The organism is Minwuia sp., assembly GCF_048007105.1.
GTDB lineage: Bacteria > Pseudomonadota > Alphaproteobacteria > Minwuiales > Minwuiaceae > Minwuia.
Genome location: NZ_CP180352.1, coordinates 1917667 through 1943242 on the forward strand (window position 1 = coordinate 1917667; position 25576 = coordinate 1943242).

At 66.5% G+C, this 25576-nt stretch carries 26 protein-coding genes and 2 pseudogenes; 9 read left to right on the top strand and 19 right to left on the bottom strand.

The window, feature by feature from the left end; genetic code table 11:
• Positions 1–7 precede the first annotated feature (7 nt).
• The 8 genes and pseudogenes from pqqA to ACMVY4_RS09310 form a co-directional block, all read right to left on the bottom strand.
• Entirely contained in the window at positions 8–244 is a 237-nt protein-coding gene (gene pqqA, locus ACMVY4_RS09275) for a pyrroloquinoline quinone precursor peptide PqqA (RefSeq protein WP_416899877.1), read from the bottom strand.
• Positions 177–983, bottom strand: coding sequence for a substrate-binding domain-containing protein (locus ACMVY4_RS09280; protein ID WP_416899878.1), 807 nt, complete (start codon positions 981–983; stop codon positions 177–179). The genes pqqA and ACMVY4_RS09280 overlap by 68 nt, the downstream gene beginning before the upstream one ends.
• Positions 977–1690, bottom strand: coding sequence for a phosphate ABC transporter ATP-binding protein (locus ACMVY4_RS09285; RefSeq protein WP_416899879.1), 714 nt, complete (start codon positions 1688–1690; stop codon positions 977–979). The genes ACMVY4_RS09280 and ACMVY4_RS09285 overlap by 7 nt, the downstream gene beginning before the upstream one ends.
• On the bottom strand, positions 1687–2397 hold the full coding sequence (locus ACMVY4_RS09290) for an ABC transporter permease (protein ID WP_416899880.1): 711 nt from the start codon (positions 2395–2397) through the stop codon (positions 1687–1689). Before ACMVY4_RS09290 ends, ACMVY4_RS09285 begins: the two co-directional genes overlap by 4 nt.
• A 145-nt stretch (positions 2398–2542) precedes the next feature.
• Positions 2543–3334 (bottom strand): FAD binding domain-containing protein, encoded by a 792-nt coding sequence (locus tag ACMVY4_RS09295; protein WP_416899881.1) that lies wholly within the window; start codon positions 3332–3334, stop codon positions 2543–2545.
• Positions 3335–3356: 22 nt separating this feature from the next.
• Positions 3357–5725: pseudogene (locus ACMVY4_RS09300) on the bottom strand (xanthine dehydrogenase family protein molybdopterin-binding subunit).
• Positions 5726–5769: 44 nt separating this feature from the next.
• Complete coding sequence (locus ACMVY4_RS09305) at positions 5770–6237, bottom strand: (2Fe-2S)-binding protein (RefSeq protein ID WP_416899882.1); 468 nt, start codon at positions 6235–6237, stop codon at positions 5770–5772.
• Between the two features lie 66 nt (positions 6238–6303).
• Positions 6304–7107 (bottom strand): SRPBCC family protein, encoded by an 804-nt coding sequence (locus ACMVY4_RS09310; protein WP_416899883.1) that lies wholly within the window; start codon positions 7105–7107, stop codon positions 6304–6306.
• Between the two features lie 180 nt (positions 7108–7287).
• On the opposite strand from ACMVY4_RS09310, the gene ACMVY4_RS09315 reads away from it, so the two are divergent.
• Positions 7288–8280 (top strand): NAD(P)H-dependent glycerol-3-phosphate dehydrogenase, encoded by a 993-nt coding sequence (locus ACMVY4_RS09315; RefSeq protein ID WP_416899884.1) that lies wholly within the window; start codon positions 7288–7290, stop codon positions 8278–8280.
• Here ACMVY4_RS09315 and apbC read toward each other — a convergent pair.
• Positions 8273–9400 carry an iron-sulfur cluster carrier protein ApbC gene (apbC, locus tag ACMVY4_RS09320; RefSeq protein ID WP_416899885.1) on the bottom strand — a complete coding sequence of 376 codons (1128 nt, stop codon included), beginning with the start codon at positions 9398–9400 and terminating at the stop codon, positions 8273–8275. The genes ACMVY4_RS09315 and apbC overlap by 8 nt on opposite strands.
• Before the next feature lie 156 nt (positions 9401–9556).
• On the opposite strand from apbC, the gene hflK reads away from it, so the two are divergent.
• From hflK to ACMVY4_RS09335, 3 genes are read left to right on the top strand one after another with little or no spacing between them, the layout of a single operon-like run.
• A complete protein-coding gene (gene hflK / locus ACMVY4_RS09325; protein WP_416899886.1) occupies positions 9557–10672 on the top strand; it encodes an FtsH protease activity modulator HflK in 1116 nt (371 codons plus the stop codon).
• A complete protein-coding gene (gene hflC, locus ACMVY4_RS09330; protein WP_416899887.1) occupies positions 10669–11616 on the top strand; it encodes a protease modulator HflC in 948 nt (315 codons plus the stop codon). The genes hflK and hflC overlap by 4 nt, the downstream gene beginning before the upstream one ends.
• A gap of 10 nt (positions 11617–11626) precedes the next feature.
• On the top strand, positions 11627–11809 hold the full coding sequence (locus tag ACMVY4_RS09335; protein ID WP_416899888.1) for a DUF2065 domain-containing protein: 183 nt from the start codon (positions 11627–11629) through the stop codon (positions 11807–11809).
• On the opposite strand, the gene ACMVY4_RS09340 is transcribed toward ACMVY4_RS09335, so the two are convergent.
• The 3 genes and pseudogenes from ACMVY4_RS09340 to ACMVY4_RS09350 form a co-directional block, all read right to left on the bottom strand.
• Positions 11802–12317, bottom strand: coding sequence for a gamma-glutamylcyclotransferase (locus tag ACMVY4_RS09340; RefSeq protein WP_416900286.1), 516 nt, complete (start codon positions 12315–12317; stop codon positions 11802–11804). The two genes, ACMVY4_RS09335 and ACMVY4_RS09340, sit on opposite strands and share 8 nt — an antisense overlap.
• Positions 12278–12373, bottom strand: a pseudogene (locus ACMVY4_RS09345) (gamma-glutamylcyclotransferase); the annotation flags it as partial. The gene ACMVY4_RS09340 and the pseudogene ACMVY4_RS09345, both read right to left, overlap by 40 nt.
• Positions 12360–13316 carry a glutathione S-transferase family protein gene (locus ACMVY4_RS09350; protein ID WP_416899889.1) on the bottom strand — a complete coding sequence of 319 codons (957 nt, stop codon included), beginning with the start codon at positions 13314–13316 and terminating at the stop codon, positions 12360–12362. The pseudogene ACMVY4_RS09345 and the gene ACMVY4_RS09350, both read right to left, overlap by 14 nt.
• A gap of 176 nt (positions 13317–13492) precedes the next feature.
• Here ACMVY4_RS09350 and ACMVY4_RS09355 point away from each other — a divergent pair, with 176 nt between their 5' ends.
• From ACMVY4_RS09355 to ACMVY4_RS09365, 3 genes are read left to right on the top strand one after another with little or no spacing between them, the layout of a single operon-like run.
• Positions 13493–14149, top strand: coding sequence for a 5-formyltetrahydrofolate cyclo-ligase (locus ACMVY4_RS09355; RefSeq protein ID WP_416900287.1), 657 nt, complete (start codon positions 13493–13495; stop codon positions 14147–14149).
• The gene (locus tag ACMVY4_RS09360; RefSeq protein WP_416899890.1) at positions 14146–14592 is read left to right on the top strand and encodes a PAS domain-containing protein; all 447 of its coding nucleotides are present in this window, start codon (positions 14146–14148) and stop codon (positions 14590–14592) included. The genes ACMVY4_RS09355 and ACMVY4_RS09360 overlap by 4 nt, the downstream gene beginning before the upstream one ends.
• A gap of 60 nt (positions 14593–14652) precedes the next feature.
• Complete coding sequence (locus ACMVY4_RS09365) at positions 14653–17007, top strand: heavy metal translocating P-type ATPase (protein ID WP_416899891.1); 2355 nt, start codon at positions 14653–14655, stop codon at positions 17005–17007.
• Here ACMVY4_RS09365 and ACMVY4_RS09370 read toward each other — a convergent pair.
• From ACMVY4_RS09370 to ACMVY4_RS09380, 3 genes are read right to left on the bottom strand one after another with little or no spacing between them, the layout of a single operon-like run.
• Positions 16967–18151 carry an alkane 1-monooxygenase gene (locus ACMVY4_RS09370; RefSeq protein ID WP_416899892.1) on the bottom strand — a complete coding sequence of 395 codons (1185 nt, stop codon included), beginning with the start codon at positions 18149–18151 and terminating at the stop codon, positions 16967–16969. The two genes, ACMVY4_RS09365 and ACMVY4_RS09370, sit on opposite strands and share 41 nt — an antisense overlap.
• Before the next feature lie 4 nt (positions 18152–18155).
• Positions 18156–19232 (bottom strand): hypothetical protein, encoded by a 1077-nt coding sequence (locus tag ACMVY4_RS09375; protein WP_416899893.1) that lies wholly within the window; start codon positions 19230–19232, stop codon positions 18156–18158.
• Positions 19232–19795, bottom strand: coding sequence for a DUF4442 domain-containing protein (locus ACMVY4_RS09380; RefSeq protein WP_416899894.1), 564 nt, complete (start codon positions 19793–19795; stop codon positions 19232–19234). The genes ACMVY4_RS09375 and ACMVY4_RS09380 overlap by 1 nt, the downstream gene beginning before the upstream one ends.
• Before the next feature lie 174 nt (positions 19796–19969).
• Here ACMVY4_RS09380 and ACMVY4_RS09385 point away from each other — a divergent pair, with 174 nt between their 5' ends.
• Positions 19970–20926, top strand: a complete 957-nt coding sequence (locus ACMVY4_RS09385) for a LysR family transcriptional regulator (RefSeq protein WP_416899895.1) — start codon at positions 19970–19972, stop codon at positions 20924–20926.
• A gap of 39 nt (positions 20927–20965) precedes the next feature.
• Here the strand turns inward: ACMVY4_RS09385 and ACMVY4_RS09390 are convergent, their stop codons facing one another.
• A complete protein-coding gene (locus ACMVY4_RS09390) occupies positions 20966–22042 on the bottom strand; it encodes an aspartate-semialdehyde dehydrogenase (protein ID WP_416899896.1) in 1077 nt (358 codons plus the stop codon).
• A gap of 240 nt (positions 22043–22282) precedes the next feature.
• On the opposite strand from ACMVY4_RS09390, the gene cueR reads away from it, so the two are divergent.
• On the top strand, positions 22283–22675 hold the full coding sequence (cueR, locus tag ACMVY4_RS09395; RefSeq protein WP_416899897.1) for a Cu(I)-responsive transcriptional regulator: 393 nt from the start codon (positions 22283–22285) through the stop codon (positions 22673–22675).
• Positions 22676–22725: 50 nt separating this feature from the next.
• Here cueR and ACMVY4_RS09400 read toward each other — a convergent pair whose 3' ends face one another.
• The 3 genes from ACMVY4_RS09400 to ACMVY4_RS09410 all read right to left on the bottom strand — a co-directional run bounded on the left by ACMVY4_RS09400 (position 22726) and on the right by ACMVY4_RS09410 (position 25476).
• Positions 22726–23235, bottom strand: coding sequence for a GNAT family N-acetyltransferase (locus tag ACMVY4_RS09400; RefSeq protein ID WP_416899898.1), 510 nt, complete (start codon positions 23233–23235; stop codon positions 22726–22728).
• 93 nt (positions 23236–23328) lie between these two features.
• Positions 23329–23964: a division plane positioning ATPase MipZ gene (locus tag ACMVY4_RS09405; RefSeq protein ID WP_416899899.1), complete on the bottom strand. Its 636-nt coding sequence runs from the start codon at positions 23962–23964 to the stop codon at positions 23329–23331.
• A 9-nt stretch (positions 23965–23973) separates the two neighbouring features.
• On the bottom strand, positions 23974–25476 hold the full coding sequence (locus ACMVY4_RS09410) for a CHAD domain-containing protein (RefSeq protein WP_416899900.1): 1503 nt from the start codon (positions 25474–25476) through the stop codon (positions 23974–23976).
• Positions 25477–25576 lie beyond the last annotated feature (100 nt).

Genomic DNA, 25576 nt, shown 5'->3' on the forward strand with positions numbered 1-25576 from the left:
CGGCCGATCAGAACTCGGCGGGGAAATACCCGTTGATTTCCATGCCGATGCAGATTTCTTCGATCACAGGTGTCGTCCAGGCCATGTGACCACCTCCCTTCTTGATTGGTTGATGAATTCGTGTGCACCCAAAATGTAATGGAGTGACGTAGCGGTAGCAAGAAGGGAATGCGGGCCTATTCCGCGTTCGGAAAGAACAGTTGCTCCCCGTCGCGCCGGTACTCGGCGATCGCCGCCTGGCCATTGGGGCCCGTGAGCCAGTCCACGAAGGCCTGGGCCCCCCTGATGTTGACGTGTGGGTGCTTGACCGGATTTACGGCAATGACTGCGTACTGGTTGAACAGGGCCGGATCGCCCTGGAAAACGATCTCGTGGCTCTGTTTGTTCGCGAAGCTGAGCCACGTTGCGCGGTCGGAGAGTGTATAGGCGCCCATGGCCACCGCCGCATTCAGGGTGGCGCCCATGCCGGCGCCCATTTCGCGGTACCAGTTGTCCCGCGCTTCCGGAGACAGTCCGGCGGCTGACCAGATACCCTTCTCTGCCTTGTGCGTGCCGCTGTCGTCGCCACGGGACGCGAAGGGGATGCCGGAACCGGCAATGGCCCTGAAGGCCTCGACGACACTTTCGGCGCCCCTTGCCGCTGCCGGATCGTCGCCGGGGCCGAGCACGACGAAGTCATTGTACATGACGATGCGCCGCTCGACGCCGAAGCCGTCCGCGACGAAAGCCTCCTCGCTCGGCCGGTGATGCACCAGCAGGGCGTCCGCGTCCCCGTTGCGGGCGATGCGGATCGCCTGGCCCGTGCCGACGGCGATGACCCGCACTTCGGTGCCCGTCGCGGCGGTGAACTTCGGCAGGATGAAACCGAAAAGTCCCGAGTTCTCGGTCGATGTCGTCGACGACAGTGTGATCTGATCGGCGAGCGCCGTCTGTACGAAGAAGAAAAGCGCCGCCAGCGCGGCGGCGGGGACCGCTTTCACCACAGAAGTTCTCCCTTCAGGAATGCCTTGGTCGTCTCGTGGACCGGATCGTCGAAGAAGCGCTCCACCGGAGACTGTTCGATCACGACTTCGTTGTGCAGGAACACGACCTCATCGGCAAGGCGTCGGGCCTGGCCGAGGTCATGTGTGGTCATCACGATGGCCGTGCCGAGCGCATGGATGCGGCCGACGAGCGTCTCTATCCGGCCGGTCGCGCCCGGGTCGAGGCTGGCGGTGGGCTCGTCCATGAACAGCACTTCCGGCCGCAGGGCCTGGGCCCGCGCCAGCGCCAGCCGCTGCTGTTCGCCGATGGAAAGGGTCCGGGCGGCCTGACCGGCCCTGTCGGCGAGGCCGGTCATCTCGAGCGCCCCGTCGATCAGTGCGTCGGCGTCAGCGCCCCCGATGCTTCTCAGTTTCAGGCCATAGGCGATGTTGGCGCGGACGGAACGGCGCAGCATTACCGGCCGCTGAAAGACCATGGCCTGCCGCCGTCGCGCATCCGCCGCGTCCGGGCCGGTCCATTGGACCCGTCCGCCATCGGGATGCAGCAACCCGTGACAGATTCGCAGCAGAAGGCTCTTGCCCGCGCCGTTGGGCCCCAGGATGACCGTGCGCTTGCCGGCAGGGACAGTCATGGACACGCCGTCCAGCAGCCGCCGTCCGCCGGCCGACAGCGTCACGTCTTCGAGCTCGAGGGGCAGGATGCTCATCCCAGTCGGCCCCGTGTGCGTCCCGCGCCGGTCAGCAGCGCCACCCCGGCATTCACGCTCAGCGCCAGCAGCACCAGGATCAGGCCCAGCGCCAGCGCAAGCGCTAGATTGCCCTTGGAGGTCTCCAGCGCGATGGCCGTGGTCATCACGCGGGTGGCGTAGGCAATGTTGCCGCCGACGATGAAGACGGCGCCGACCTCGGCGATCGCCCGGCCGAATCCCGCCATCACGGCGGTGGCCAGCATCAGCTGTCCGTCCCAGAGAAGGGTGGCGAGCATCTGCCGCGGGCTGGCGCCCAGGGAACAGAGCTGTTCGCGGTACTCCTCGAACATCGTCCGGACCGTCTGGCGGGCGAGCGCGGCGATGATCGGAGTGATCAGCGCGGTCTGGGCGATGATCATCGCCCCCGGCGTGAACAGCAAGCCCAGCGCGCCGAGGGGCCCGGAACGGCTCAGCAGCAGATAGATGATCAGGCCGACGAAGACCGGCGGCAGCCCCATCAAGGCGTTCAGCAGGATCACGATGGCCCGGCGGCCGGGAAAGCGATAGACCGCGACGGCGGCGCCCAGCGGCAGGCCGATCAGGCTCGCCAGCGCCACGGCGCTCAGACTGACAGTCAGGGAGCGCCCGACAATATCGGCAAGCTGACCGTCCAGACCGGCGATCAGCTGCAGGGCGATCCAGAAGGCTTCCCCGATATCCGACATGGTCCGCAGGAACACCAATGGCGGCCGGCGCGCAAGCCTGTCTGCACCGGCGGTTGTCGCTTGCGGGATACCGGTCCGCAAAGCAAAGGGCCGGATCCGTTTCCGGAACCGGCCCTGTTCTGTTGCCTGGCGGTGTCGGGCGGCGTCAGCCGGCCTTGGCCACCGCCCGCTTGGTCATGACGCCGCAGAGATGCGCGCGGTAGTCGGCGCCGGCATGGATGTCGGCGTTCATGCTGCCCGCATCGACGGCGCCGTCGGAGATGGCGTCGGCGGAGAAGTTCGACGACAGCGCGTCCTCCCAGGCCTGCACGCGGAACACGCAGGGCGCTGCGCCTGTGATGGCGACGCGCACGCCGCCAGCCGTCTTGGCCACGAAGGAACCGACGATGGCGTAGCGCGAGGCCGGGTTCGGGAACTTCGCGTAGCCGGCCTTCTCGGGCACCGGGAAGGAGACCTCGGTGATGATCTCGTCCTCATCCAGCGCGGTCTCGAACATGCCGGTGAAGAAGTCGTCCGCCGCGATCTCCCGCTTCGTGGTCTTCACGGTGGCGCCCAGCGCGACCAGCGCCGACGGATAATCCGCCGCCGGATCGTTGTTCGCGATCGAGCCGCCGATGGTGCCGCGGTTGCGGACCGCCGGATCGCCGATGCCGTCGGCCAGATCGGCCAGCGCCGGGATCGCCGACTTCACGTCAGCCGAGCCGGCCACGGTCGCATGCGTGGTCATCGCGCCGATGACGATGGCGTTGCCGTCCTTGCGGATGCCCGAAAGGTTGGCGCCGGCCAGGTCGATCACGTCCGACGGCGCTGCCAGACGCTGCTTCAGCGTCGGGATCAGCGTCATGCCGCCGGCCATCACCTTGCCGTCCTCGGCCGACGCCAGCGCCTGCGACGCCGCATCGGCGCTGCCAGCCTTGCTGTAGTTGAAGTTGTACATGGTCCGTAGCTCCCCCTTGTCCCTACTCGGCAGCCTGCCTGGCGCCGTGAATGGCCTGCCAGACCCTCAGCGGGGTGGCCGGCATGTCGATGTGGCTGACGCCGTAATCCTTCAGGGCGTCGACGATGGCGTTGATCACCGCCGGCGGCGACCCGATGGCGCCGGCCTCGCCGCAACCCTTCACGCCCAGCACGTTGTGGGTGCAGGGGGTGACCTCGTGGCCGACGGTGAAGGACGGCACATTGTCGGCGCGCGGCATGCAGTAGTCCATGTAGGAACCGCTGACCAACTGGCCGCCGGCGTCATACGACGTGTTCTCGTAGAGCGCCTGGCCGATGCCCTGCACCAGCCCGCCATGCACCTGGCCCTCGACGATCATCGGGTTGATGACGTTGCCGAAATCGTCGGTGGCGTGGAAGGCGATGATCTTCACCTCGCCGGTGTCCGGATCGATCTCGACCTCACAGACATGCGTGCCGGACGGGAAGGTGAAGTTCTTCGGATCGTAGAACGCGGTCTCCTCGAGGCCCGGCTCCAGCTCTTCCAGCGGATAGTTGTGCGGGACATAGGCCGTCAGTGCGACATCGCCGAAGGCGACCTCCTTGTCCGTGCCGGCGACCTTGAACATGCCGTTCTCGAAGACGACGTCGTCCGCGGACGCTTCCATCAGATGCGCCGCGATCTTGGTCGCCTTGTTCACGACCTTGTCGATCGCGTTGGACAGGGCGACGCCGCCGACCGCGATCGAGCGGGACCCGTAGGTCCCCATGCCGAAAGGGATCTTGTTGGTGTCGCCGTGGACGATATCGACCGAGCCGATATCGACGCCCAGCTTCTCCGCCACCAGCTGCGCGAAGACCGTTTCGTGGCCCTGGCCATGGCTGTGGCTGCCGGTGAGCACCTGGATCGAACCGGTCGGGTTGACCCGGACCGTGGCGCTTTCGTAGAGGCCGGCACGGGCGCCCAGTGCACCTGCGACATTCGACGGTGCGATACCGCAGGCCTCAATGTAGCAGCTGATGCCGATACCGCGGAGCTTGCCGCGGCCTGCGGCTTCCTTGCGCCGGTCCTCGAAGCTGCCCCAGCCGCTGGCGCTCAGCGCTGCCGAAAGGGTCTTCTCGAAATCGCCGGTGTCGTAGGTCAGCGCCACCGGCGTGTCATACGGGAACTGGTCCGGCTGGATGAAGTTCCGGCGGCGCAGCTCGATCGGGTCGATCCCCATCTCGTCTGCCGCCTTGTCCACGACCCGCTCCAGCAGGAAGGTGGCTTCCGGCGGCTGGCCCCGCGATACGCGTCGACGGGGACGGTGTTCGTGAACACCGCCTTCACCTCTGCGTAGATCAGCGGCGTTGTGTACTGGCCCGCCAGCAGCGTCGCATGCAGATAGGTCGGGATCGACGGCGCGAAGGTCGACAGATACGCGCCCATGTTGGCCAGCGTGAATTCGCGGAGCGCCAGGAACTTGCCGTTCGCGTCCAGCGCCAGTTCGACCGACGTGATGTGGTCGCGGGCATGGGCGTCGGACAGGAAGGCTTCCGAACGGTCGGAGGTCCACTTCACCGGCTGACCCAGCACCTTTGCCGCCACCGTGACGATGGCTTCCTCGGCGTAGTGATAGATCTTGGAGCCGAACCCGCCACCCACATCGGGGGCGTAGACGCGCAGCTTGTGCTCGGGGATCTGCAGCACGAAGGCGCCCATCAGCAGACGGATCACGTGCGGGTTCTGGCTGGTCGAATAGAGCGTGTGCTCGCCCGTCGCCTGGTCGAAGTCGCCGATGGCGCAACGCGGCTCGATGGCGTTCGGCACCAGCCTGTTGTTGACCAGTTCCAGTTTCGTGATGTGGTGGGCCTTCTCGAAGGCCGCGTCCACGGTCGCGCGGTCGCCGATCTCCCAGTCGTAGCACTGGTTGTTGCCGGCTTCGTCATGTACCGACGAGGGCGGGTTCTCCAGCGCCTCGCGCATGTTGACGACCGCCGGCAGTTCCGAATAGTCGACATCCACCAGTTCGGCGGCGGCGCGCGCTTCCGACTTGCTGGCGGCGACCACGACGGCGACCGGATCGCCGACGTGGCGCACCTTGCCTTCGGCGAGAATGGGATGCTTGGGCTCGATCATCGGCTCTTCATTCTTGCCGATGACCTGCCAACCGCAGGGCAGACCGCCGAAGGCCGCGAAATCCTCGGCCGTCAGCACGGCGATCACGCCGGGCGCCGCAAGGGCCGCGCTGGCGTCGATGCCGTTGATCGCCGCGTGGGCGTGCGGCGAGCGCACGATGGCGGCGTAGCTCTGGTTCGGCAGCACGATGTCGTCGGTGTACTTGCCGCGCCCCTTGATGAAACGGAAATCTTCCTTGCGCCTTACGGCGGCGCCGATCCCCTGTTCGGTCATCCCATTCCCTCCCTGAGAATGTCAGCCCTGTCGCGTGCCGGTCTTCAGCCGCGCATCGCGGCGGCGCCGGCTTTGATCGACTTGACGATGTTGTGATAGCCGGTGCAGCGGCAGATGTTGCCTTCCAGCCAGTCGCGGATCTCGGCTTCCGACGGATCCGGATTGTTCTTCGCCAGATCGACAGCGCTCATGATCATGCCCGGCGTGCAGAAGCCGCACTGCAGGCCATGGTTCTCGCGGAAGGCTTCCTGCATCGGGTGCAGGTCGTCGCCCTTCGCCAGGCCCTCGATGGTGGTCACCTCGGCGCCATCGGCCTGAAGCGCCAGCATGGTGCAGGCCTTGGCGGAAACGCCGTTCACATGAACCACGCAGGCGCCGCACTGGCTGGTGTCGCAGCCGACATGGGTGCCGGTCAGGCGCTGACCCTCACGCAGGAACTCGACCAGAAGCGTCCGGCCTTCGACTTCGCCGCTTACGCTCTTGCCGTTGATCGTCATCGAAACTGAAGGCATGTCCCCCCAATCCTCCCTGTTGGACATCCGTAACTCGCCGCATCCTGCGCCGGGATCGGATCAATCTCAAGTCACCAGCGCGACCAGCACGATAATCAGCGCCACGGCGCCGATGAACCATACCCAGGCCGGTATTCCGGTGCCCGACGCGGGCTTCTCCGCGGCGGGCGCGGCGCCGATCGCGCCGGCGCCGGCAGCGGCCGCCGCCTCGGCCTTGCGGGCGGCCTCGGCGCGGGCCTTCTCTTCCTCGACGCTTCCGGCAGGCGTTTTGTCTTCGGCGCCGGGCTCCGGCCTTGCGGCTTCGGGCGCATCCATGGGGTCGGACTCGCCCTCGACCTCGATGCGCACCGGGGCATCGTCAGCCGTCTCGGCGGCTTCGTTGCCCGCGGTCCCCTCGGGCTCGGCCAGCACAGGTTCGGGATCGACACCCGATGCGAGCTGGTTGCGGAAATTCTCGAAGAACTGATCGGCCATCTTCTTGGCCGTGCCGTCGATCAGCCGGCCGCCGATCTGGGCCAGCTTGCCGCCGACCTGGGCGTCGGCCTCGTATTCCAGATTGGTGCCGCCGCCGTCGATATCGCTCAGGCGCACGTCCGCGCCGCCCTTGGCGAACCCGGCCGCGCCGCCCTTGCCCGAGCCTTCGATGCGGTAGGACGTCGGCGGGTTGAGGTCCTTCAGTTCGACCACGCCGCTGAACTTGGCCTTCACCGGTCCGACCTTGGCCGTCACTTCGGCAGTCAGCTCGTTCTCGCCGCTCTTTTCCAGGGACTCGCAGCCGGGAATGCAGGCCTTCAGGATCTCGGGGTCGTTCAGGGCTTCCCAGACCTTCTGCCGGTCCGCGTCGATGTCATAGCTGCCAGTGATCTTCATCCGCCAGGGCCTCCATTGTCGTACGGCGCCGTATCGGGGAGTCTGGCGCCGACATTATTTTACTTGGAATGAAGCTAGCGTTCCCGGCGGCTTATCCCAATTGTCCCCGGAATTTTGCGTCCCTATGACGCAGAAATCCTGCGCTTTGCCAAATGAGCGGTCTGCCCCGATATTCAAGCGATGTCGCACGATCCCGAATTCCGGATTGTCGTGGCCGGCGCAGGCGCGTGGGGCGCTGCCCTGGCCACCCAGATCGCCCTCGGTGGGCGGCGTGTCGCCCTCTGGGGGCGCGACGCCGGCGCAATTGACCGCATGGCCGGCTCACGGCGGCATCCGTCGCTGCCCGGGTCCGTCTTTCCGGACGGTGTCTCTCCGGTGTCCGATCCGGCAGTGCTGCAGAAGGCCGGGACAGTGGTTCTCGCCGTTCCGGCGCAGACATTGCGGTCCGTGTTGTCCGACCACGGACTTGCGGGAGCCAATGGGCAGGTGCTCATCGTGGCGGCCAAGGGACTGGAACAGGGAACCGGGTTGCTGATGACCGAGGTCGCAGGCGATGCCTGTCCGTATGCGGATATCGCCATGCTCTCGGGTCCGACATTCGCCGTCGAACTCGCCGCGGGCCTGCCGGCCGCGGCGGTGATGGCAGCGCGGGATCCGGGACTGGCGGAAGACTGTGCCGCGCTGTTCCGGGGACGGGCCTTCCGTGTCTATGCCAGTCCGGACCTGATCGGCGTCGCCCTTGGCGGTGCAGCCAAGAACGTACTCGCCATCGCCGCGGGGGCGGTCATGGGCGCCGAGCTTGGCGCCAACGCACGGGCGGCGGTGATCTCCCGTGGCGTCGCCGAACTCAGCCGGCTGGGCGCTGCGCTGGGCGCGAGTCCGTCCACCATGGCAGGACTGTCGGGGCTGGGCGACATCGTGCTGAGCTGCACGGATCCGAAGTCACGGAACTACAGCCTCGGACTGGCGCTCGGACGTGGCGAGCCACCACCGTCCGCGCTGGCGGAAGGGGCGCATACGGTCGCACCGTTGCTTCAACGTGCGGCGGCGGCTGGCGTGGATATGCCCATCGCAGCCGCCGTCGACGCGGTGCTGAACCGGGGCCGCCCGCTGACCGCAGCGGTCAGCGAACTGATGCTGCGGCCCGAGGGTGCCGAAGCGCCGCCTAGCTGATGACGATGCGGGGGCCGCTCTTCGTTGCCCCGGTCGCCTCGTCGATCTTTGCCGCAACCTTTGCAGCCAGATCCATATAGATCTTCGCGTGCTCGCTTTCCGGATCGCTCGAGACGATGGGCGCGCCGCCGTCAGAGGTCTCGCGGATCGCCATGTGCAGCGGCACCTCGCCGAGGAAGTCGCAATTCAGTTCGGCGGCTGTCTCCCGCGCGCCGCCATGGCCGAAGATCTCGGAACGCTCGCCGCAGCTGGGGCAAAGGAAGTAGCTCATGTTCTCGATGATGCCCATGACCGGCACGTCGACCTTGCGGAACATGGCGAGTCCCTTGCGCGCGTCGATCAGGGCAATGTCCTGCGGCGTCGAGACGATAACCGCCCCGGTCAGCGGCACGCGCTGCGCCATGGTCAGCTGGGCGTCGCCCGTGCCCGGCGGCATGTCGACGACCAGCACGTCCAGTTCGCCCCAGTTCACGTCGCGCATCAGCTGCTCCAGCGCGCTCATCACCATCGGGCCGCGCCAGATCATCGGTGTGTCGCCCTCGATCAGGAAGCCGATTGACATGCAGACGATGCCGTGAGCCGCCATCGGATCGATGGACTGCCCGTCCGGCGAATGTGGCTTGCCGGACAGCCCCATCAACCGGGGCACGGACGGTCCGTAGATATCTGCATCCAGCAGGCCGACCTTCCGGCCCTGGCGCTGCAGCGCAACGGCAAGGTTGATGGCGGTGGTGGACTTGCCGACCCCGCCCTTGGCGGAGGCCACTGCGATGATCGATTTCACACCCGGAATGTCGGCGCGCTGGTTGGCCTTCGCCTGCCCGGGCGGTTGTTGCGGCGGGCGCTGCTGGCCGCCGCCGGAGGGCGCCTCGCGGTGAGCCGTCAGCACGGCCGTGACGCTGGTGACGCCGGCCACCATCATGACCGCCTTCTCGCAGGCCTGCCGCAGCGGTTCCTTCTCCTTGCCCTTTGCCGGATCGACCTCGATGGCGAAGCCGACATTGCTCCCCTTGATCACAAGGCCGGAGATCATTCCGGCCGTTACCACGTCTTTCCCGTGGTCGGAATCCGTGACCCGGCGCAGCGCCGTCATAACGTCGTCTTCGGTCACGTCAGCCATCGTTGAAAACTCCATTGCCGTCCCGATATGTGACACTAGGGTGAGTAGCGTTGCCGGCAGGGTTTGCCCAGCCGGAGCCAACAGCATATAACGCGCGCGTCTACGAGCCGAAACCGGTCGGCGAGCGCTTTTCTCAGGACAACCGAAGGACACTCAATGCCCTGGAACAGTCAAGGTGGCGGATGGCAAGGTGGCGGCGGCGGCAACCGCGGGCCGTGGGGACAGGGTCCCTCGGGCGGCGGCGGTGGCGGCGGCGGCCCTCAGAAGCCTGACATCGAGGAGATGATCCGCCGCGGCCAGGACAGGCTTCGCCAGTTCTCGCCCGGCGGTGGCGGCAACCGCACCATCATCGCTATCGTCGTGATCATCGTGGTCGGTCTGGTTGCCGTGTGGCAGATGGCCTACCGGGTGCAGCCCTCCCAGCAGGGCGTCGTGCTGCGTTTCGGCGAATATGTCCGCACGACCGGCGAGGGTCTCCACTTCAAGCTGCCGGCGCCAATCGAGACCGTGCTGCTGCCCGAGGTCACGCGCGTCCAGCAGACCGACATCGGATTCCGACGCGTCGGACCGGACCGCAAGAACGACATCAAGGACGAGAGCCTGATGCTGACCGGCGACGAGAACATCGTCGACATCGACTTCTCGGTGCAGTGGATCATCTCTGACGCGGGCAAGTATCTCTTCGAGATCGAAAACGCGCCGCAGACCCTCAAGGTCGTTGCCGAGAGCGCCATGCGCGAAGTGATCGGCCGGACCCCCATCCAGGCCATGCTGACCACCGACAAGGGGCTGATCGAGCAGGAGGTCGAGGAACTGGTTCAGGCCACGCTGGATGGCTACAACGCCGGCGTCGACGTTCAGGGCGTGAAGCTGCAGCAGGTGGACCCGCCGAGCAATGTCATCGACGCGTTCCGCGACGTGCAGCGCGCCAAGGCCGACCGCGAGCGCAAGAAGAACGAGGCCGACGCCTACGCCAACTCCATCGTTCCGGTCGCCCGAGGCGACGCGGCGAAGATGATCGAGGAGGCAGAGGCCTACAAGCAGCAGAAGATCGCCGAGGCCGAAGGTGAGGCGAGCCGTTTCGCCGCCATCGCCACCGAGTATGTCGGCAACCCCGAAGTCACCAGCCGGCGGCTCTATCTCGAGACCATGGAAGAAGTGCTGCGCGGCATGGACAAGGTCATCATCGACGACAATGGCGGCAGCGGCGTGGTCCCCTACCTGCCGCTCAACGAACTGGGCAAGGGACGCAGCGGGAGGGCCGCCCAATGAGGATCGTAGGCATAGCGCTTGGCGTTCTGATCCTGATCGTCGGCATCGTCGGCTACAGCGCCATCTACACCGTGCACCAGACCCAGCAGGCCATCGTGCTGCAGTTCGGTAACCCGGTGAATATCGTCAGCGAGCCCGGCCTCAACTTCAAGGTGCCCTTCATCCAGGACGTGGTTTATCTGGAGAAGCGCATTCTCTCGCTCGACGCCGAGCCCGAAGAGATCATCACCGCCGACCAGAAGCGTCTGGTGGTGGACGTCTTCACCCGCTTCCGCATCACCGAGCCGCTGGAGTTCTACAAGGCCTACCAGACCATGGCCGCGGCGGCGAACCGGCTGGATACGGAAGTGGCGTCGACACTGCGACGCGAACTGGCGAAGGAGCAGTTCACGGCCCTTCTGACAGGTGAGCGTTCGGAACTTATGCAGCGCCTTTCAAATCAGGTCGGCCAGCGGATGGCCCGCAACGGCATCGAAGTCGTCGACGTCCGCATCAAGCGGGCCGATCTGCCCGAGCAGAACAAGGACGCGATCTTCCAGCGCATGCGCACCGAGCGCGAGCGTGAGGCGAAGGAAGAGCGCGCGCTTGGTGACGAGGAAGGCAAGCGGATCCGCGCCAAGGCCGACAAGGACCGCACGGTCCTGCTGGCGGAAGCGCGGAAGCAGTCTGAAATCCTGCGCGGTGAAGGCGATGGCGCGCGCGCCGCGATCTTCAACAGGGTCGCCGCCAAGAACCCGGAGTTCTACTCGTTCTACCGCTCGCTGCAGGCCTATCGCGAATCGCTGAACAGCGAAGACACGACCCTGGTGCTCAACCCCCGGTCCGACTTCTTCAAGTTCTTCAGCGATATCTCCCCGGTCGGCCCGGGCGGTTCGACGATGCCGAGCAGTCCGCTTGCCGTGCCGTCCGGTGCATCGTCGGGCGAGGCGACGCCGAACGAATAGACGCGGTGTCGTGGAGGACCTGCTGATCGCGCTGGCGCTGGCCATGGCGATCGAAGGCGCCGCCTACGCCCTGTTCCCCGACAGCATGCGCCGGGCCATTGCGGTGATGCTGGCCCAGCCCGCGGACCGCGTGCGCCTGATGGGCGTCGCGGTCTGCGCCGTCGGGGTCGGTCTGGTCTGGCTGCTCAGGTAGGGTGGCCGTCGAGCGCGGCGGCGAGGCCTTCCAGATAGCGGTCCCGGATCCCGAGTTCGCGCATGTGCGCGACGGTCTCGCGGACGTAGTCGGTATTGTGGCCGCTGTGCCCGCGCGAATGCCTCACCGTATCCAGTGCTGTCTCGAGCGACAACTTGCCGGCGTATTGCGGGTTCTGGCGGTCGACGACGAAGGTGACGCCGCCGACCGTGCGGCCGTCGTCCAGGCGCAGGCGGACATGGGCTGGCTGGTAGACCGGCGTCACCATCTCCCGGGCGACCAGATAGAGAAACGCGTCCATCGCCTTTGGCTGGGCAACGCGGTAGGCCGCGCCGATGCACGATCCACCGCGGTCCAGCCCCATGACGAGGCCGGGCGCGTGCTCGAGGCCCCGGTGATACCAGGACCAGACGCAGAGCCGGCGGTGCCGGCGGCCAGCACTGCCCGATGCCGCTCCAGATGTTCGAAGCCCGGCCGCCAGATCAGCGACCCGTAGCCGAAGATCCAGAGGTCGCCATCGGGCAGATCGAAATCCGGCGGGGGCGGCGGTTCAGCCGCGGCCATGCGGTGCGTCGAAATCGATGTCGGGGCCGACGGAGACCACCCGGGTCGGGTTCACCCAAGGGTGGCTGTAGTAGTAGTGCCAGCGGATGTGATCCATGTTCACCGTCTCCTTCACGCCCGGCCACTGGTAGAGCTCGCGGGTGTGCCCGAACAGGTTCGGGTAGTCGATCAGGCGGCGGATATTGCACTTGAAGTGGCCGTGATAGACGTGATCGAAGCGGATCATGGTCGGGAACAGCCGCCAGTCCGCCTCGGTGATCCGGTCGCCGCAGAGATAGCGTTGCTGCGACAGGCGCTCCTCCAGCCAGTCAATGGTGTCGAAAAGCGCCGTGACCGCCTCTTCGTAGCTGTCCTGCGACTGCGCGAACCCTGATCGGTAGACGCCGTTGTTGACGGTCTCGTAAACGCGCTCGTTCACCAGGTCGATCTCGTTGCGAAGGTCCTCGGGGTAGAAGTCCTCATTGTTGCCGGTCAGCCCGTCGAAGGCCGAGTTCAGCATGCGGATGATCTCGGAACTCTCGTTGGAGACAATGCTGTCCGTCTTCGTGTCCCACAGCACCGGCACGCTGCAGCGGCCCGAATAGTCGGCGATGTTCTTGGTGTAGATCTGGTGCATGTAGTTCAGCCCGTTGGCCCGGTCGCCCGTGGCGCCGTCCCATTCGGTGAACTCCCATCCATTGTTCAGCATCAGCGGGCTGACAACGGAAAAGCCGATGTGGTCGGCCAGCCCCTTCAACTGCCGGAAGATCAGGGTCCGGTGGGCCCAGGGACAGGCGTAGGAGACATAGAGATGGTAGCGGCCGAGCTCGGCGGGAAACTCGCCATCGCCCTTGCCGTCCGGCGTGATCCAGTTGCGCAGCTGCGCCGCGACACGAACGAATTCGCCTTTCGAACCGGGCTTGCGCGCCGTATCTCGCCAGATGCCGTCTTCCAGAAGTCCCATGCCGAGCGCCTTTCCCGATCGTGCCGTTTCGTCCGACCATATAGGGCAACGGCTGCGCATTGCATGTCTGCAGCGCAGGGATGGCATGGCCCCCGTGCGCAACCCTGCGTCAAGCCGCTCTACATTCGACACAATGGCGTTGGGAGGAGACGGCTTTGTCTAGCGATGATGACCGCATGTCCGGTGAGTACGCCTCGCCACCCTGTTTCATGCACGAACTCGATACCGCGTTCCGGGGAGGCTGGTCCGACAGCCGGACCGCAACCGACGTGTCGCGCTGGCGGCGTTCCGAAAGGCAGCGCCTGCTGGGCCTCAGGCAGGCCGTCAGCGGCAGCGAACGGGTCGGTGCGGATCGTGCCATCGCCGAAGGGTTGTGCCGGGCGATGGGCAGACTCGATGGACGCGTCGTCGGCCTTTATGTGCCGATCCGGGGCGAACCGGCGGTGGCCGGTCTCGCGCGCCGGATCCTGGATGCCGGCGGTCGCTGCGCATTGCCCGCGGTCGAGACATGCAACAGTCCGCTGGTCTACAGAGCGTGGACGCCGGGCGATCCGCTCGAACCCGGTGTCTGGCGCATACCCTGCCCATCCAGGGACCGGGATGCCGTGCTGCCGGACATAGCTGTCGCGCCGGTGGTCGGATTCGATCCGCGCTGCTATCGGCTCGGCAACGGGGGCGGGTATTTCGACCGGACACTTGCCGTCTGGCGTCACGGGCCTGTGGTGCTTGGCGCAGGCTACGCCTGTCTGCAGATCGCAACCATCTACCCGCAGCCGCACGACATGCCGATGCATGCCGTGGTCACCGAATGCGCGACGGTGATGCCGTCATGAACGTCACCGGGCCGGATTTCGCGCAGTCGGCAGCGGAAGTCCTGCGGGACATCCCCGATGCGGTGGTGATTTCCGACCGTGAGGGCATCATCCGCTTCTGGAATGCCGGCGCGGAACGGGTGTTCGGATTCGCTGCTGACGAGGCGCTTGGCCAATCCCTCGACATCATCATTCCCGAGCGGCTCCGCCGGCGCCACTGGGATGGCTATTTCGCGATGATCGCTGCCGGACGCTCGACCCATGCGGCGGACGAGGTGCTGTCTGTGCCCGCCCTGCACAGCCAGGGCCGCACGCTGTCGGTTCGGTTCACGGTCGCCCCGGTCATGGACGCATCTGGCGTGATCGCAGGCGTTGCGGCGATAATGCGGGACGGCACCGCGGCCTTTGAGGAAATGAAGCGGCTGCGCGGGCTGGCCAGGGACCGCAGCACACCCGGCGCATGACTTGACCTTCCAGTTGCTGGAGACCCTATCTCACGCTCGACCTTTCTGTGGGAGCTGTCAATGTCACCGCACGATCACGCTGCTGCACTGCATGATCACGACGAGGAGGCGCATCCGGCGACCGATCCCGTATGTGGCATGTCTGTCGATCCCGCAGCCGGCAAGCCGTCCTTCGAACATGAGGGCGAGACCTATCATTTCTGCGGCCAGCGTTGTCACGACCGCTTCGAGGCCGATCCGGAATTCTATCTCACCGGCGCCCACAGGCGGCGGCCGAAGACGGCGCAGAAGGGTGTCCAGTACACCTGTCCGATGGACCCGGAGATCGTGCGGGACAAGCCGGGCGACTGTCCGAAATGCGGGATGGCGCTGGAACCGATGGGCGGCGCCGATGCCGGTCCGAACCCCGAACTGATCGACTTCCGCCGCCGGCTGATCGTCAGCGCGGCGCTCGCCCTGCCGATCTTCATTCTGGCGATGGGGCCGATGCTGGGATTGCCGATCCGGCACTGGATCGGGGAGCGGACGGCTGTCTGGGCGGAGCTTGTGCTCGCAACGCCGGTCGTCCTCTGGGCGGCCCTGCCGTTCTTCAGGCGGGGCTGGTCGTCCATCCTGAACCGCAGTCCGAACATGTGGACGCTGATCGCCATAGGCACCGGCGCGGCGTATCTCTACAGCGTGGCGGCCACGCTGGCACCTGGCATGTTCCCGCCGACCTTCATCGGCGACCATGGCACGGTCCCGGTCTATTTCGAGGCGGCGGCGGTGATCATCGCGCTGGTGTTCCTGGGGCAGGTGCTGGAATTGCGCGCCCGCGAACGGACCGGCAGCGCCATCCGCGCGCTGATGGATCTGGCGCCGAAGACCGCGCGGCGCATCAACGACAACGGCACCGAGCGCGAGGTCCCGCTGGAGAACATCCTGGAGGGCGACCGGCTGCGGATTCGGCCGGGCGAGAGCGTGCCGGTCGACGGCACGGTGCTGGAGGGCCGCTCCTCGGTCGACGAGAGCATGATCAGCGGCGAGTCCGTACCCGTGGAGAAGACCGAGGGCGATGCCGTCACCGGCGGTACGTTGAACGCCAACGGCACATTGGTCATCCAGGTCGAGCGCGTCGGCGCAGACACGATGCTGTCGCGGATCGTCGACATGGTTGCCTCGGCGCAGCGCTCGCGCGCGCCGATTCAGGGTCTTGCCGACCGGGTCGCGGCCTGGTTCGTGCCGACCGTTGTCGCCATTGCCGCGATTGCCTTCGTGATATGGGCGCTCGTCGGCCCCCAGCCGGCGATGGTGCATGCGCTGGTCGCCGCCGTGTCGGTGCTGATCATTGCCTGCCCCTGTGCGCTCGGTCTTGCGACCCCGATGTCGATCATGACCGCCACAGGGCGCGGCGCGCAGGCAGGCGTGCTGATCCGCGACGCCGAGGCGCTGGAGCGCTTCGCCCGCGTCGACACGCTGGTCGTGGACAAGACCGGCACGCTGACCGAAGGCCGCCCGGCAGTGACCGAAATGATTGCCGCCGATGGCGACGATGCCGCCCTGCTCCGTCTGGCAGCGTCGCTGGAACGTGGCTCGGAACATCCGCTGGCCGAGGCGATCGTCCGGGAAGCCGGGGATCGCGGCCTCGACCTGGCCGATGTGTCGGGTTTTGACGCCGTTACCGGCAAGGGCGTCCGCGGCGATGTTGACGGGCGAAGCGTCATGCTCGGCAACCGCCGCATGATGGATGACGCGGACATCGACACAGGCGACTGGCACGCGCGCGCCGACGCGCTCCGCGACGCTGGCAGGACAGTGATGTTCATTGCCGCCGATGGCGCGGTCGCGGGACTGGTGGCGGTCGCCGATCCGGTGAAGGAGAACGCGGCCGATACCTTGAACAAGCTGCGCCATGCCGGCCTGAAGGTCGTCATGGCGACCGGCGACAACGCCCGTACGGCGAAGGCGGTCGCAGAAGCGCTAGGCATCGACGACGTGCGGGCCGAGGTGCTGCCCGAGGAGAAAAAGACCCTGGTCGACGAACTGAAGGCGCAGGGCCACAGCGTCGCGATGGCCGGCGACGGGGTCAACGACGCCCCGGCGCTCGCCGCCGCCGATGTCGGCATTGCCATGGGCACCGGGGCGGACGTGGCCGTCGAGAGCGCCGGACTCACCCTGCTCAAGGGCGACCTGACCGGCATCCTGAAGGGTCGCACGCTCTCGCAGGCGGCGATGCGGAACATCCGTCAGAACCTGTTTTTCGCCTTCTGCTACAACGCGGCAGGGGTGCCCATCGCGGCGGGCATCCTCTACCCGCTGACCGGCACGCTGCTCTCGCCGATGATCGCGGCTGCGGCGATGAGCCTGTCCTCGTTGTCGGTGATCGGCAATGCGCTCAGGCTTCGGACCCTGAAGCTGGACGGCCGGGTAGGCTGAATGAAGGCGCGCCCATGCGCCGGGCATCCGCCGCGGAACTGAAGTTGATCCTGGACGGATCATGGCCGACGGCGTCCAGAAGCCTCGGGTTCATCACCCTGAACCAGAGCGGCGGCACCAGCATCATGCAGAACAGGCCGGGGATGCCGGCCGGCAGTTCCGGCGTGCCGGGCAGGTAGGACAGCACCTGATAGGGACGCTGCGCATTGGCGTGATGGTCCGAATGCCGTTGCAGGTTGAGGAACAGCAGGTTGGAGAAGAGAAAGCCCGAGCTCCAGGAATGCTCGGGCCGGCAGGGCTCGCGCCGCCCGTCGACCATCCGCCGGAGCAGACCGTAATGCGCCGTGTAGTTGGCCATGGTGATGGAGAACCAGGTCACCAGGCTGTGCAGCGCGAAGAAGGCGAGGACTGCGGGACCGAGCAGAATCGTCAGCAGTCCGGCGATCAGCAGGGACATGGCCCAGTTGCCGACCAGTTCGTTCTCGATGGTCCAGAACCCCTTGCCGCGCCGCGCGAGCCGCTTCCGCTCGCATTCGACGGCGCCGAGGAAGACACCCGGCATCTCACGCAGTGCAAAGCGGTAGATGCTTTCGTTGTAGCGGGCGCTCGCCGGATCGTCGGGAGTCGCCACCTTGAGGTGGTGGTTGACGTTGTGCTCGACACCGAAATGCCCGTAGGCGATCAGCGACAGCGCGAACCTCGCAATGGAGCGGTCGCGGGCCGAGCGGGCGTGACCGAGTTCGTGCGCCACCAGCACCATCAGGGAATGGACGAAGGCGATGCCGACCGTGAAGACCAGCCACTGCAGTACCGTGAACGGCGCCATCGAGACGAGGACGGCGGCCGCAAGGATGCCGACGGCGTAGGCAGGCACGGTGGCCCGCATCAGGCGGCGGTAATAGGGGTCGGCAGCGAGTTTTCGTGCCGTCTCCCGGGTCACATTGCGGTAGTCCCGGCCGATCAGATGGTCGGCGAATGGCGCGATGCCGAACAGCAGCACGATGGGCAGCGCCGCGACGATCCACTGGTTCGCGCCAAGCAGGTGCATGCCGAGCAGCAGCGGTGCGACAGCGGGGGCCATGAACCCGATCGGCCAGTACGGCCGGCGCGGATCGTGATCGAATGTGGTGACCTTGCCCGCCATGGCTTCAGTTCGGTTGCGTTGCGGCCAGGCGCGGCCTGAGCCAGTACAGGACGGCGAGCCCGGCCATGGCGACGGACAGGAACGGGGAGAAGTCGCCGCCGATCAGGAAGCCGAGCGTGTAGCAGGGCGTCAGGAACGCCATGGCAGTGAGCGCCCGGCGGTTGAGACCGCCGAAAAGCAGGATCACCGGAAACAGGACGCCGATCAGGAAGACGAAGCCTCGATAGACCAGTTCGCCGGCCATCTGCGCGATCTCGGGAACGGCCAGCCCGGCGAGCGGGTGCAGGACGGCCAGGACGACGACCGATCCGGCAATGGGCGCCGCGAGGCGCCGGTCCGCCCATCGTGACCCGGCCAGTTCGCGCAGGTGCGCCGCTGTCGTGAAACCCGTCTGCAGCACGAGCAGGGAGACGATCGCGTAGACGGCCGTTCCCGAGAACGAAGCCGATGTCAGCAAAGGGGCGAAGAACGGGGCCGCCAGATACATCCCGCCCAGCAGCGCGAGAAACAGCACCCCGAAGCCCAGCAGGAAGCTGACACGTGGCCTCGGACTCTCGGCGAAAGCCCGATGGAAGGTGAGGTCGAAATACGGGGCGAGCAGGAAGCCGAGCGCGAGCGGCAGGATTTGATGGGCGAAGGGCTGCAGCGCCGCCGCCGGTGCGGGCGCGGGTTCGCCGGTCGTCAGGATGACCGAGAACAGGATCAGCGTGATCCCGAAGACCGCGGGTGCGAGTTCCGTCAGTTGCCGCCTCAGCACCGTGAACGCGGCCGCCGCCGCGACGAAGCCGATCAGCGGCACAGGACTGCCGAGCAGCGTCGAGATCCAGGCCATGAAGACCAGGTGATAGCCGGCGATCAGCAGCGAGAAGGCTTCGGCCGGCAGCCTGTGGCGGGCCAGGAAGCTCTGGCGGCCCGCGCCGGTCCAGACGAGGCCGAACAGCGTCGCCCCCGCCACGTTGAAGACGATGAAGAAGGGCAGGGCGACGGCGCCGAACTCCCGTTCCAGCAGAACCGGGAAGAACCCCCCGATGCACCAGAACCAGGAGCAGGCGAGGAAGAACGCCGCGGGCAGTCCGCGCATCACGCGCCCGTCGTGTTCGGCCAGAGATGGAACTTCATCTCGCCGCGGCCGATGCGCCGACCGCGCTGGCCCTTGCTGTCGCCGCGGGAGAAGACGTTTACCTTGACGTTGGCGTTGAACGGCTTGCCCGACTGGATGGCGGCTTCAAGATCCTCGTCCAGCGGCTCGACCTCCAGGCGCAGACCGTTGGTCGAAGGCAGCATGAAGCGGTAGTTCACATTGCGGCAGACGATGCGGTGGCCGCCGTCGGTACGCATGAACAGGTAGCATCCGGCGGCGAGTTCCAGATTGGCCAGCAGCGCGGCGCCGCCGATGGTGCCGTAGGAGTTCCGGTTCATCCGGCTGTGCGGCACTTCGACGAAGAAGTCGTCCATCGCGTAGTTGATGCGCAGTCCGAGCCGCCAGACGATCGGGAGGAACAGCACCGAGAGGATCCGCCTGAGAAAGGGCGAGCGGATCGTTGCGCGGTTCATGGCCGTTTCGAGTTTCGGGCCGGCCCAGGCGAAGCCTGTGGCGGGCGGCCGGTATTTGCCAAGCGGACTGGTCGCAGACACCTGTTGCATCGTGATCTCCCACACTCCACCGGCATCTGCCACCCCCTCCCGACCGGGGTGCGGTGCCGCGAAAACGGTTACTGAAATTGCTGTCTTTCTCTTTTTGTTGGTGAGTGATACCTACTAAGGAATTGGAATGTTCAGTAGCGCCTAAATTCCGATATCTAGATATCAGGATTGCTTATGAACGAACGCGACATGCCCGACACGCCGGGTGGCAACCCCCTGCGGCAGCTCGAGATCAAACACCTGATGGCCTTCGAGGCGATCTATTCGACGCGGAACATTTCGCGGGCCGGGCAGTCGCTCGGATTCTCGCAGCCGACCATGTCGAACCTGCTGGCTCACCTGCGTTCGGTGCTGAACGATCCGCTGTTCATCCGCCAGCCGCGGGGCGTGCAGCCAAGCGCGCGGGCGGACGAACTGATCGGGCGCGTCCGACGGGCGCTGCAGGAGATCGAGGTCATCGTCCGCCCCGACGCGTCCTTCGATCCGGCGAAGGACGTCAGGGAGTTCCGGCTGCACATGCTGGACGTGTTCGAGACCATCCTGATGCCGTCGCTGATCCGCAAGGTCCAGGACCATACCGGCGTGACCTTCCGGCTGCTGGTCACGGCCAAGGTGCCGATCGTCGACGCGCTGGAGAGCGGTCAGGCGGATCTGGCGATGAACGTCGCCCCCGCGCACCATCCCGACCTTCGCTGGGAAGAACTGATGCCAATGGATCTGCAGGTGATCGCGCGGCGCGGCCATCCGGCGATCAGGGGCTCGGTCACCAAGGCCCAGCTGGAACAGACCGGTCAGGTCTCGATGGACATGGCGCCCGGCGCGCTGGCCAACGGACGCTTCTTCCGGCTGGTGAACCGGCCGGAGCGCCACGATGTGGTGCTGGTCAACCGGCCGTCATCCATCATCGAGATGGTCGCCCAGACCGATCTGGTCGGCTACGCCAGCCGGATGCATATCGAGGCGTCGCCCTACCGCGACCGGCTGCAGGTGCTGACCCCGCCGGTGCCGGTCACCGCGCAGAACTTCCAGATGACCTGGCATCACCGCAACGATGCGGATCCGGGGCTGGTCTGGCTGAAGGACATGATCCGGGCCACGCTCGCCGAACGGCGGGCCGAACTGGCCATCTGAGGCGCAGGTTCCCGGCCTGCGCCTCAGACAGGCCTTGTACTACTCCGCGGCTTCCGCGTTCCGCTGCGACGCCAGCAGCGGCAGCATCGCCTCGCCGATCTGGATCGCGTTCAGCGCCGCGCCCTTGCGCAGGTTGTCGCCGGTCACGAACAGCACCAGGCCGTGCTCGACCGTCGGATCCTTGCGGACGCGGCCCACGAAGACCGGATCGCGGCCGGTGGCGTCCAGCGGATTCGGCACGTCGGCCAGTTCCACGCCGGGCGCTTCGGCAAGCAGTTCCAGCGCCCTCTCCGGCGTGATCTCGCGCTCGAATTCGGCGTTGATCGACAGGCAGTGACCGGTGAAGACGGGCACGCGCACGCAGGTGCCGGAGACCGGCAGGTCCGGGATCTCGAGGATCTTCCGCGTCTCGTCGCGCAGCTTGACCTCTTCCTCGGTATAGCCGTCCTCGACCAGCTTGTAGTCGAAGGCGACGATGTTGTGCGCCAGCGGCACGGCCCACTTGGCGGGCTCGGGGAAGTCGACGGCATCGCCATGGGTGGCGAGACCGCGGGTCTGTCCGGCGGCGGCCTGCAACTGGGCTTCCAGTTCGTCGATGCCGGCCACGCCGGCGCCCGAGGCCGCCTGATAGGTGCTGGCGACCAGACGCTTCAGACCGGCGGCGTCATGCAGCGGCTTCAGCGCCGGCATGGCGGCCATGGTGGTGCAGTTCGGGTTGGCGATGATCCCCTTCGGCAGGTCGGTCAGTCGGTCGGCGTTCACTTCCGCGACCACCAGCGGCACCTCGGGGTCCGAGCGGTAGGCGGAGGAGTTGTCGATCACCACCGCGCCGGCCGCGGCGACCTTCGGCGCCAGCGCCTTGCTGGTGGCGCCGCCGGCCGAGAAGAAGACGATGTCCAGGCCGGCATAGTCGGCTTCGGTGGCGTCCTCGACGGTGATGTCGCGGTCGCGCCAGCGCATGGTCTTGCCGGCCGACCGCGCGGAGGCGAACAGGCGCAGCTGGCCCAGCGGGAAATCGCGCTCGTCCAGCAGGTGGCGCATCATCTCGCCGACCAGGCCGGTGGCGCCGACAATGCCGACATTGGGCAGATAATCGATCTCGTTCGAGGCAGTCATGGGTCAGTCTCCAGGGTATCTGTGCGGAGACGCGGGACCGGATATGCCGTCTGGCTCAGCCCCGCGCTTCCGCGGGGCCAGTTTCCGATCGCCGCCTGTCAGACCGGGCGCACGACCTGAAACGCCCCGCGCGAGCGGGTCGTTTTGGTGGTCGGCTTCTTGGTCGTCATCGCAATCATGGTCCGGGTAGATATATGCGATCATGCCGAAAGTAAATTGCCGGGCAGGAGGTGCGGCACCATGAACATCGGAGATGCGGCGCGCGCGAGCGGTCTGCCGACCAAGACCGTGCGCTACTACGCCGACATCGGGCTGGTGAGCCCGTCGGCGCGGCGCGACAATGGCTACCGCGACTATTCATCGACCGAGGTCCAGAAACTCCGCTTCGTCCAGCGGGCGCGGGGCTTCGGCTTCTCCATCGAGGATTGCCGCGAACTGCTGGCGCTCTACGAGGATCGCGACCGGGCCAGCGCCGACGTCAAGGCGATCGCGCTGGAGCGGCTGGACGAGATCGACGCGAAGATGGCGGAGCTGCAGACGCTCCGCGACGAGCTATCGCATCTGGCCGAAGCCTGTTCCGGCGATGCGCGGCCCGACTGCCCGATCCTGAAGGGACTGTCCGCCGCTTCCTAGCGGACCGGGCGGGTCGTTGGAGCGCGATCTTCGCCGCCTGCAATTCCGGGCTATGGCCGGCCCGGTACATGCCGAAAGACCAGATCCCCCGGGTCCTGTGGTTGCGCCTGTGCGTCAAGCGACGCGCCGAGGCGCTGGGCAAGCCGGATCGAGCGGGTATTTTCCTGTCCGATGTAACTCACCAATGTCTTCAGACCGCGCTCCCTGAAGACCCAGTCGCGCATCGCGACCGCGGCTTCGAAAGCGTACCCCTTGCCCTCGGCCTCGATGTTCAGTTGCCAGCCGAGTTCCGGCTCGGGGAACCGCGGGCCCTGATTGATTTCGATCTGCCCGATACACTCTCGGGTCCCTCGAAGCTCGATCGAGAGATTGCCGAGGCCGTAGAGCCGCCACAGGGCGATACCGTGGCAGAAGGCGCCCCACGCATAGGCGACGGAATGCGGTCCGCCCATGTGCAAGGCGCGATCCGAGGTCATCACCTCGGCGAAACCGGGCCAGTCTGCGAGTACAGGCTCCCGCAGGAGAAGACGAGGGGTCTCGATGGTCGGGGCGGTCGTCATGACAACAGGTCCGTTCGGGCGTGCGCAGATCGGTCTGCCAGCGCATTCCCGTGATGACCAGCGGCAATGTCGGCCGGCGGCCCGATCAGGCGGTCAGGCCTGATCCTCGATCAGGCGCACAAGCGGCAGCCAGTCGTCGATGGCGCCGGCGCGGCGCGACGGCGTCAGGTCGAAGATGCCGAGCCCCTGCCGCGCCACATCCTGATAGAGCGCGCGGTCGGAGAACCGTGTGACGACCTCGTGACCCAGATCTTCGAGGAACTCGTCCAGTTCGCGGGCGGCGCGGGTATTCACGCGCACGCGGTTGGCGACGACGGCGAGCGGCTTGCGGCCTTTCCGGATCGGCTTCAGTTCGTCGACCTTCTTCAGGAAGCGCCGGGTCGCGCCCTCGTCGAAGATTGAGGGCAGCACCGGCATCACCACCAGATCGGCATAGTCCAGAAAGGCGAGCACGCTCTTCGACGTGACGCCGGCCGGCGCGTCGATCACCAGCCGCTCCAGCTTCTTCGGCAGCTTGGTGTCCGGCCCGCTGCGCCAGTCGAAGGCCTCGATCGGCGCGGCGTCGCCGGGCCGGCGCTTCAGCCACTGCAGGCTGGAGCGCTGCTTGTCGCCTTCTGCCAGCCCTGTCTTGAGACCGGCATTCGCGAAGGCCGTCGCCAGGTTGGTGGCCAGTGTGGTCTTGCCGCAGCCGCCCTTGGCATTGGCGACCAGTACGGAGATCTGAGCCATTCCAGGTCCTCACGTCTTCCAGAAGGGACGGGCGTCGCAGAACTGCTGCCAGGCCCCGATCATGTGCGGTTCGACCGCCTTCAGCCGGTGCGCGTACCAGCCCTTCAGAAGGGCCGCGCCCATCATGGCCTCGACATAGCCGCCGGCCAACCGTTCGGCGAGCTCCTCGGCCACCGCGGCGTCGTTCATCGTGCCGAAGTCGTCCTGCAGATCCTTGATCAGGGTCTGATAGGGGGCGACGGCGTCCTCGGGATAGAGCGACTGGAAGAAGTCGACGGCGTAACGCAGCTTCTTGAGCGCGATACGGACCATGTGCCGCTCGGGCGTGGGCATGGTCTCGAAGCCTTCGCCCTTCTTCAGCACCTTCTTGCGGCGGCGCTTCAGTTCCTTCTGCGCCAGGTCGCGTATTGGTCCGGTGTTCTCCCGCCGCCCGGCGATGTGTTCTGCCGTCAGCAAGACACGCAGCACGAACTGGCCCAATACGGGCTCGGCCAGCATCGAGCGAACATGACCATAGGCTTCGTTGCGTGCCTCGTCGGCGCGCTCGCCAAGCTGTGTCAAACCCTTTGCGCCGTCATGCTCCTCAAGCACGGGCGGCATGGTCTCCTCGATGAAGACATCGAGATCGCGTGCATCGCCAAGGGATTTCAGGATGTGCCTGGCCTGTTCATTGAGCCCCTCGAGATCGTCGCCGATCAGGCCGCCGAAAATGGAGAAGGCCGACCGCATGCGGCGCAGCGCCACGCGAAGCTGATGGACGCCTTCCGAATCCTGGCCGTCCGCCGCGGCGGCGATGTTCGCGAGGACCTGCGCCGCCGTGATCTGAAGAATCCGGGCGATGGCGGTATCGACGCTGTCCTTCGGGTTCAGCGCCGGTTTGCTCGCCTTCTCCCAGGCTGGCGGTGCGTTCTGCGCGAGCGCCATGCCGCGGGCGGCCTTGGAACGCGAATCCAGCGCCAGCGGGAAGCGCTGCAGCATCCGTTCGGCCGATCTCAGAATGGCCGCGGGGTCGCCCTTCACCAGTTCCAGTTCCAGCTCGGCGACCGGCATGCGCTCTTCGCCCGCGCGGATGGCGCCTTCGTCCAGCGAGACTTCGACGACCGCGTCGTCCAGTTCGACCAGCTTCTTGGTGCGGCGGACCTCGGTCCGGTGCCGCTCGCCAAGCTCCTCGGGCAGGATCAGACCCAGTTCACCGCGCGGCGCGGTTGCCGGCAGCAGGCCCGGATCGGGGATCGGCGCGTCCAGCATCGACGACCATTCGCCGCGCTCCAGATTGCCGCCGCCTTCGGATTTCAGGGTAAGTTCGTGGCCGGCGCCCTTCTGGCGCAGCCGGAGCGTGTAGCCCTTGCGCCAGAGCCGGTCGTCCCGCGTGTCGTAGTAGACGCTGACGACCTGGGCGGACTTCGGTTTCCCGCCGCCCAGCGCCGTGAAGGCCTTCTTGAGGCTCGCCGGTGCTCCCGTCAGCTTGATCTCGATCTCGACCGGCGCAGCCGGATTGTTCGCGCCAGCCATCGCTTATCGATGCACCTGCCGGCAATGCCCGGGTCTGGCATTCATGGCTGCAATCCCCCGCGAGTTCGAAGCGCTGGCCGGTCCGAAAGGCCGGACGGTC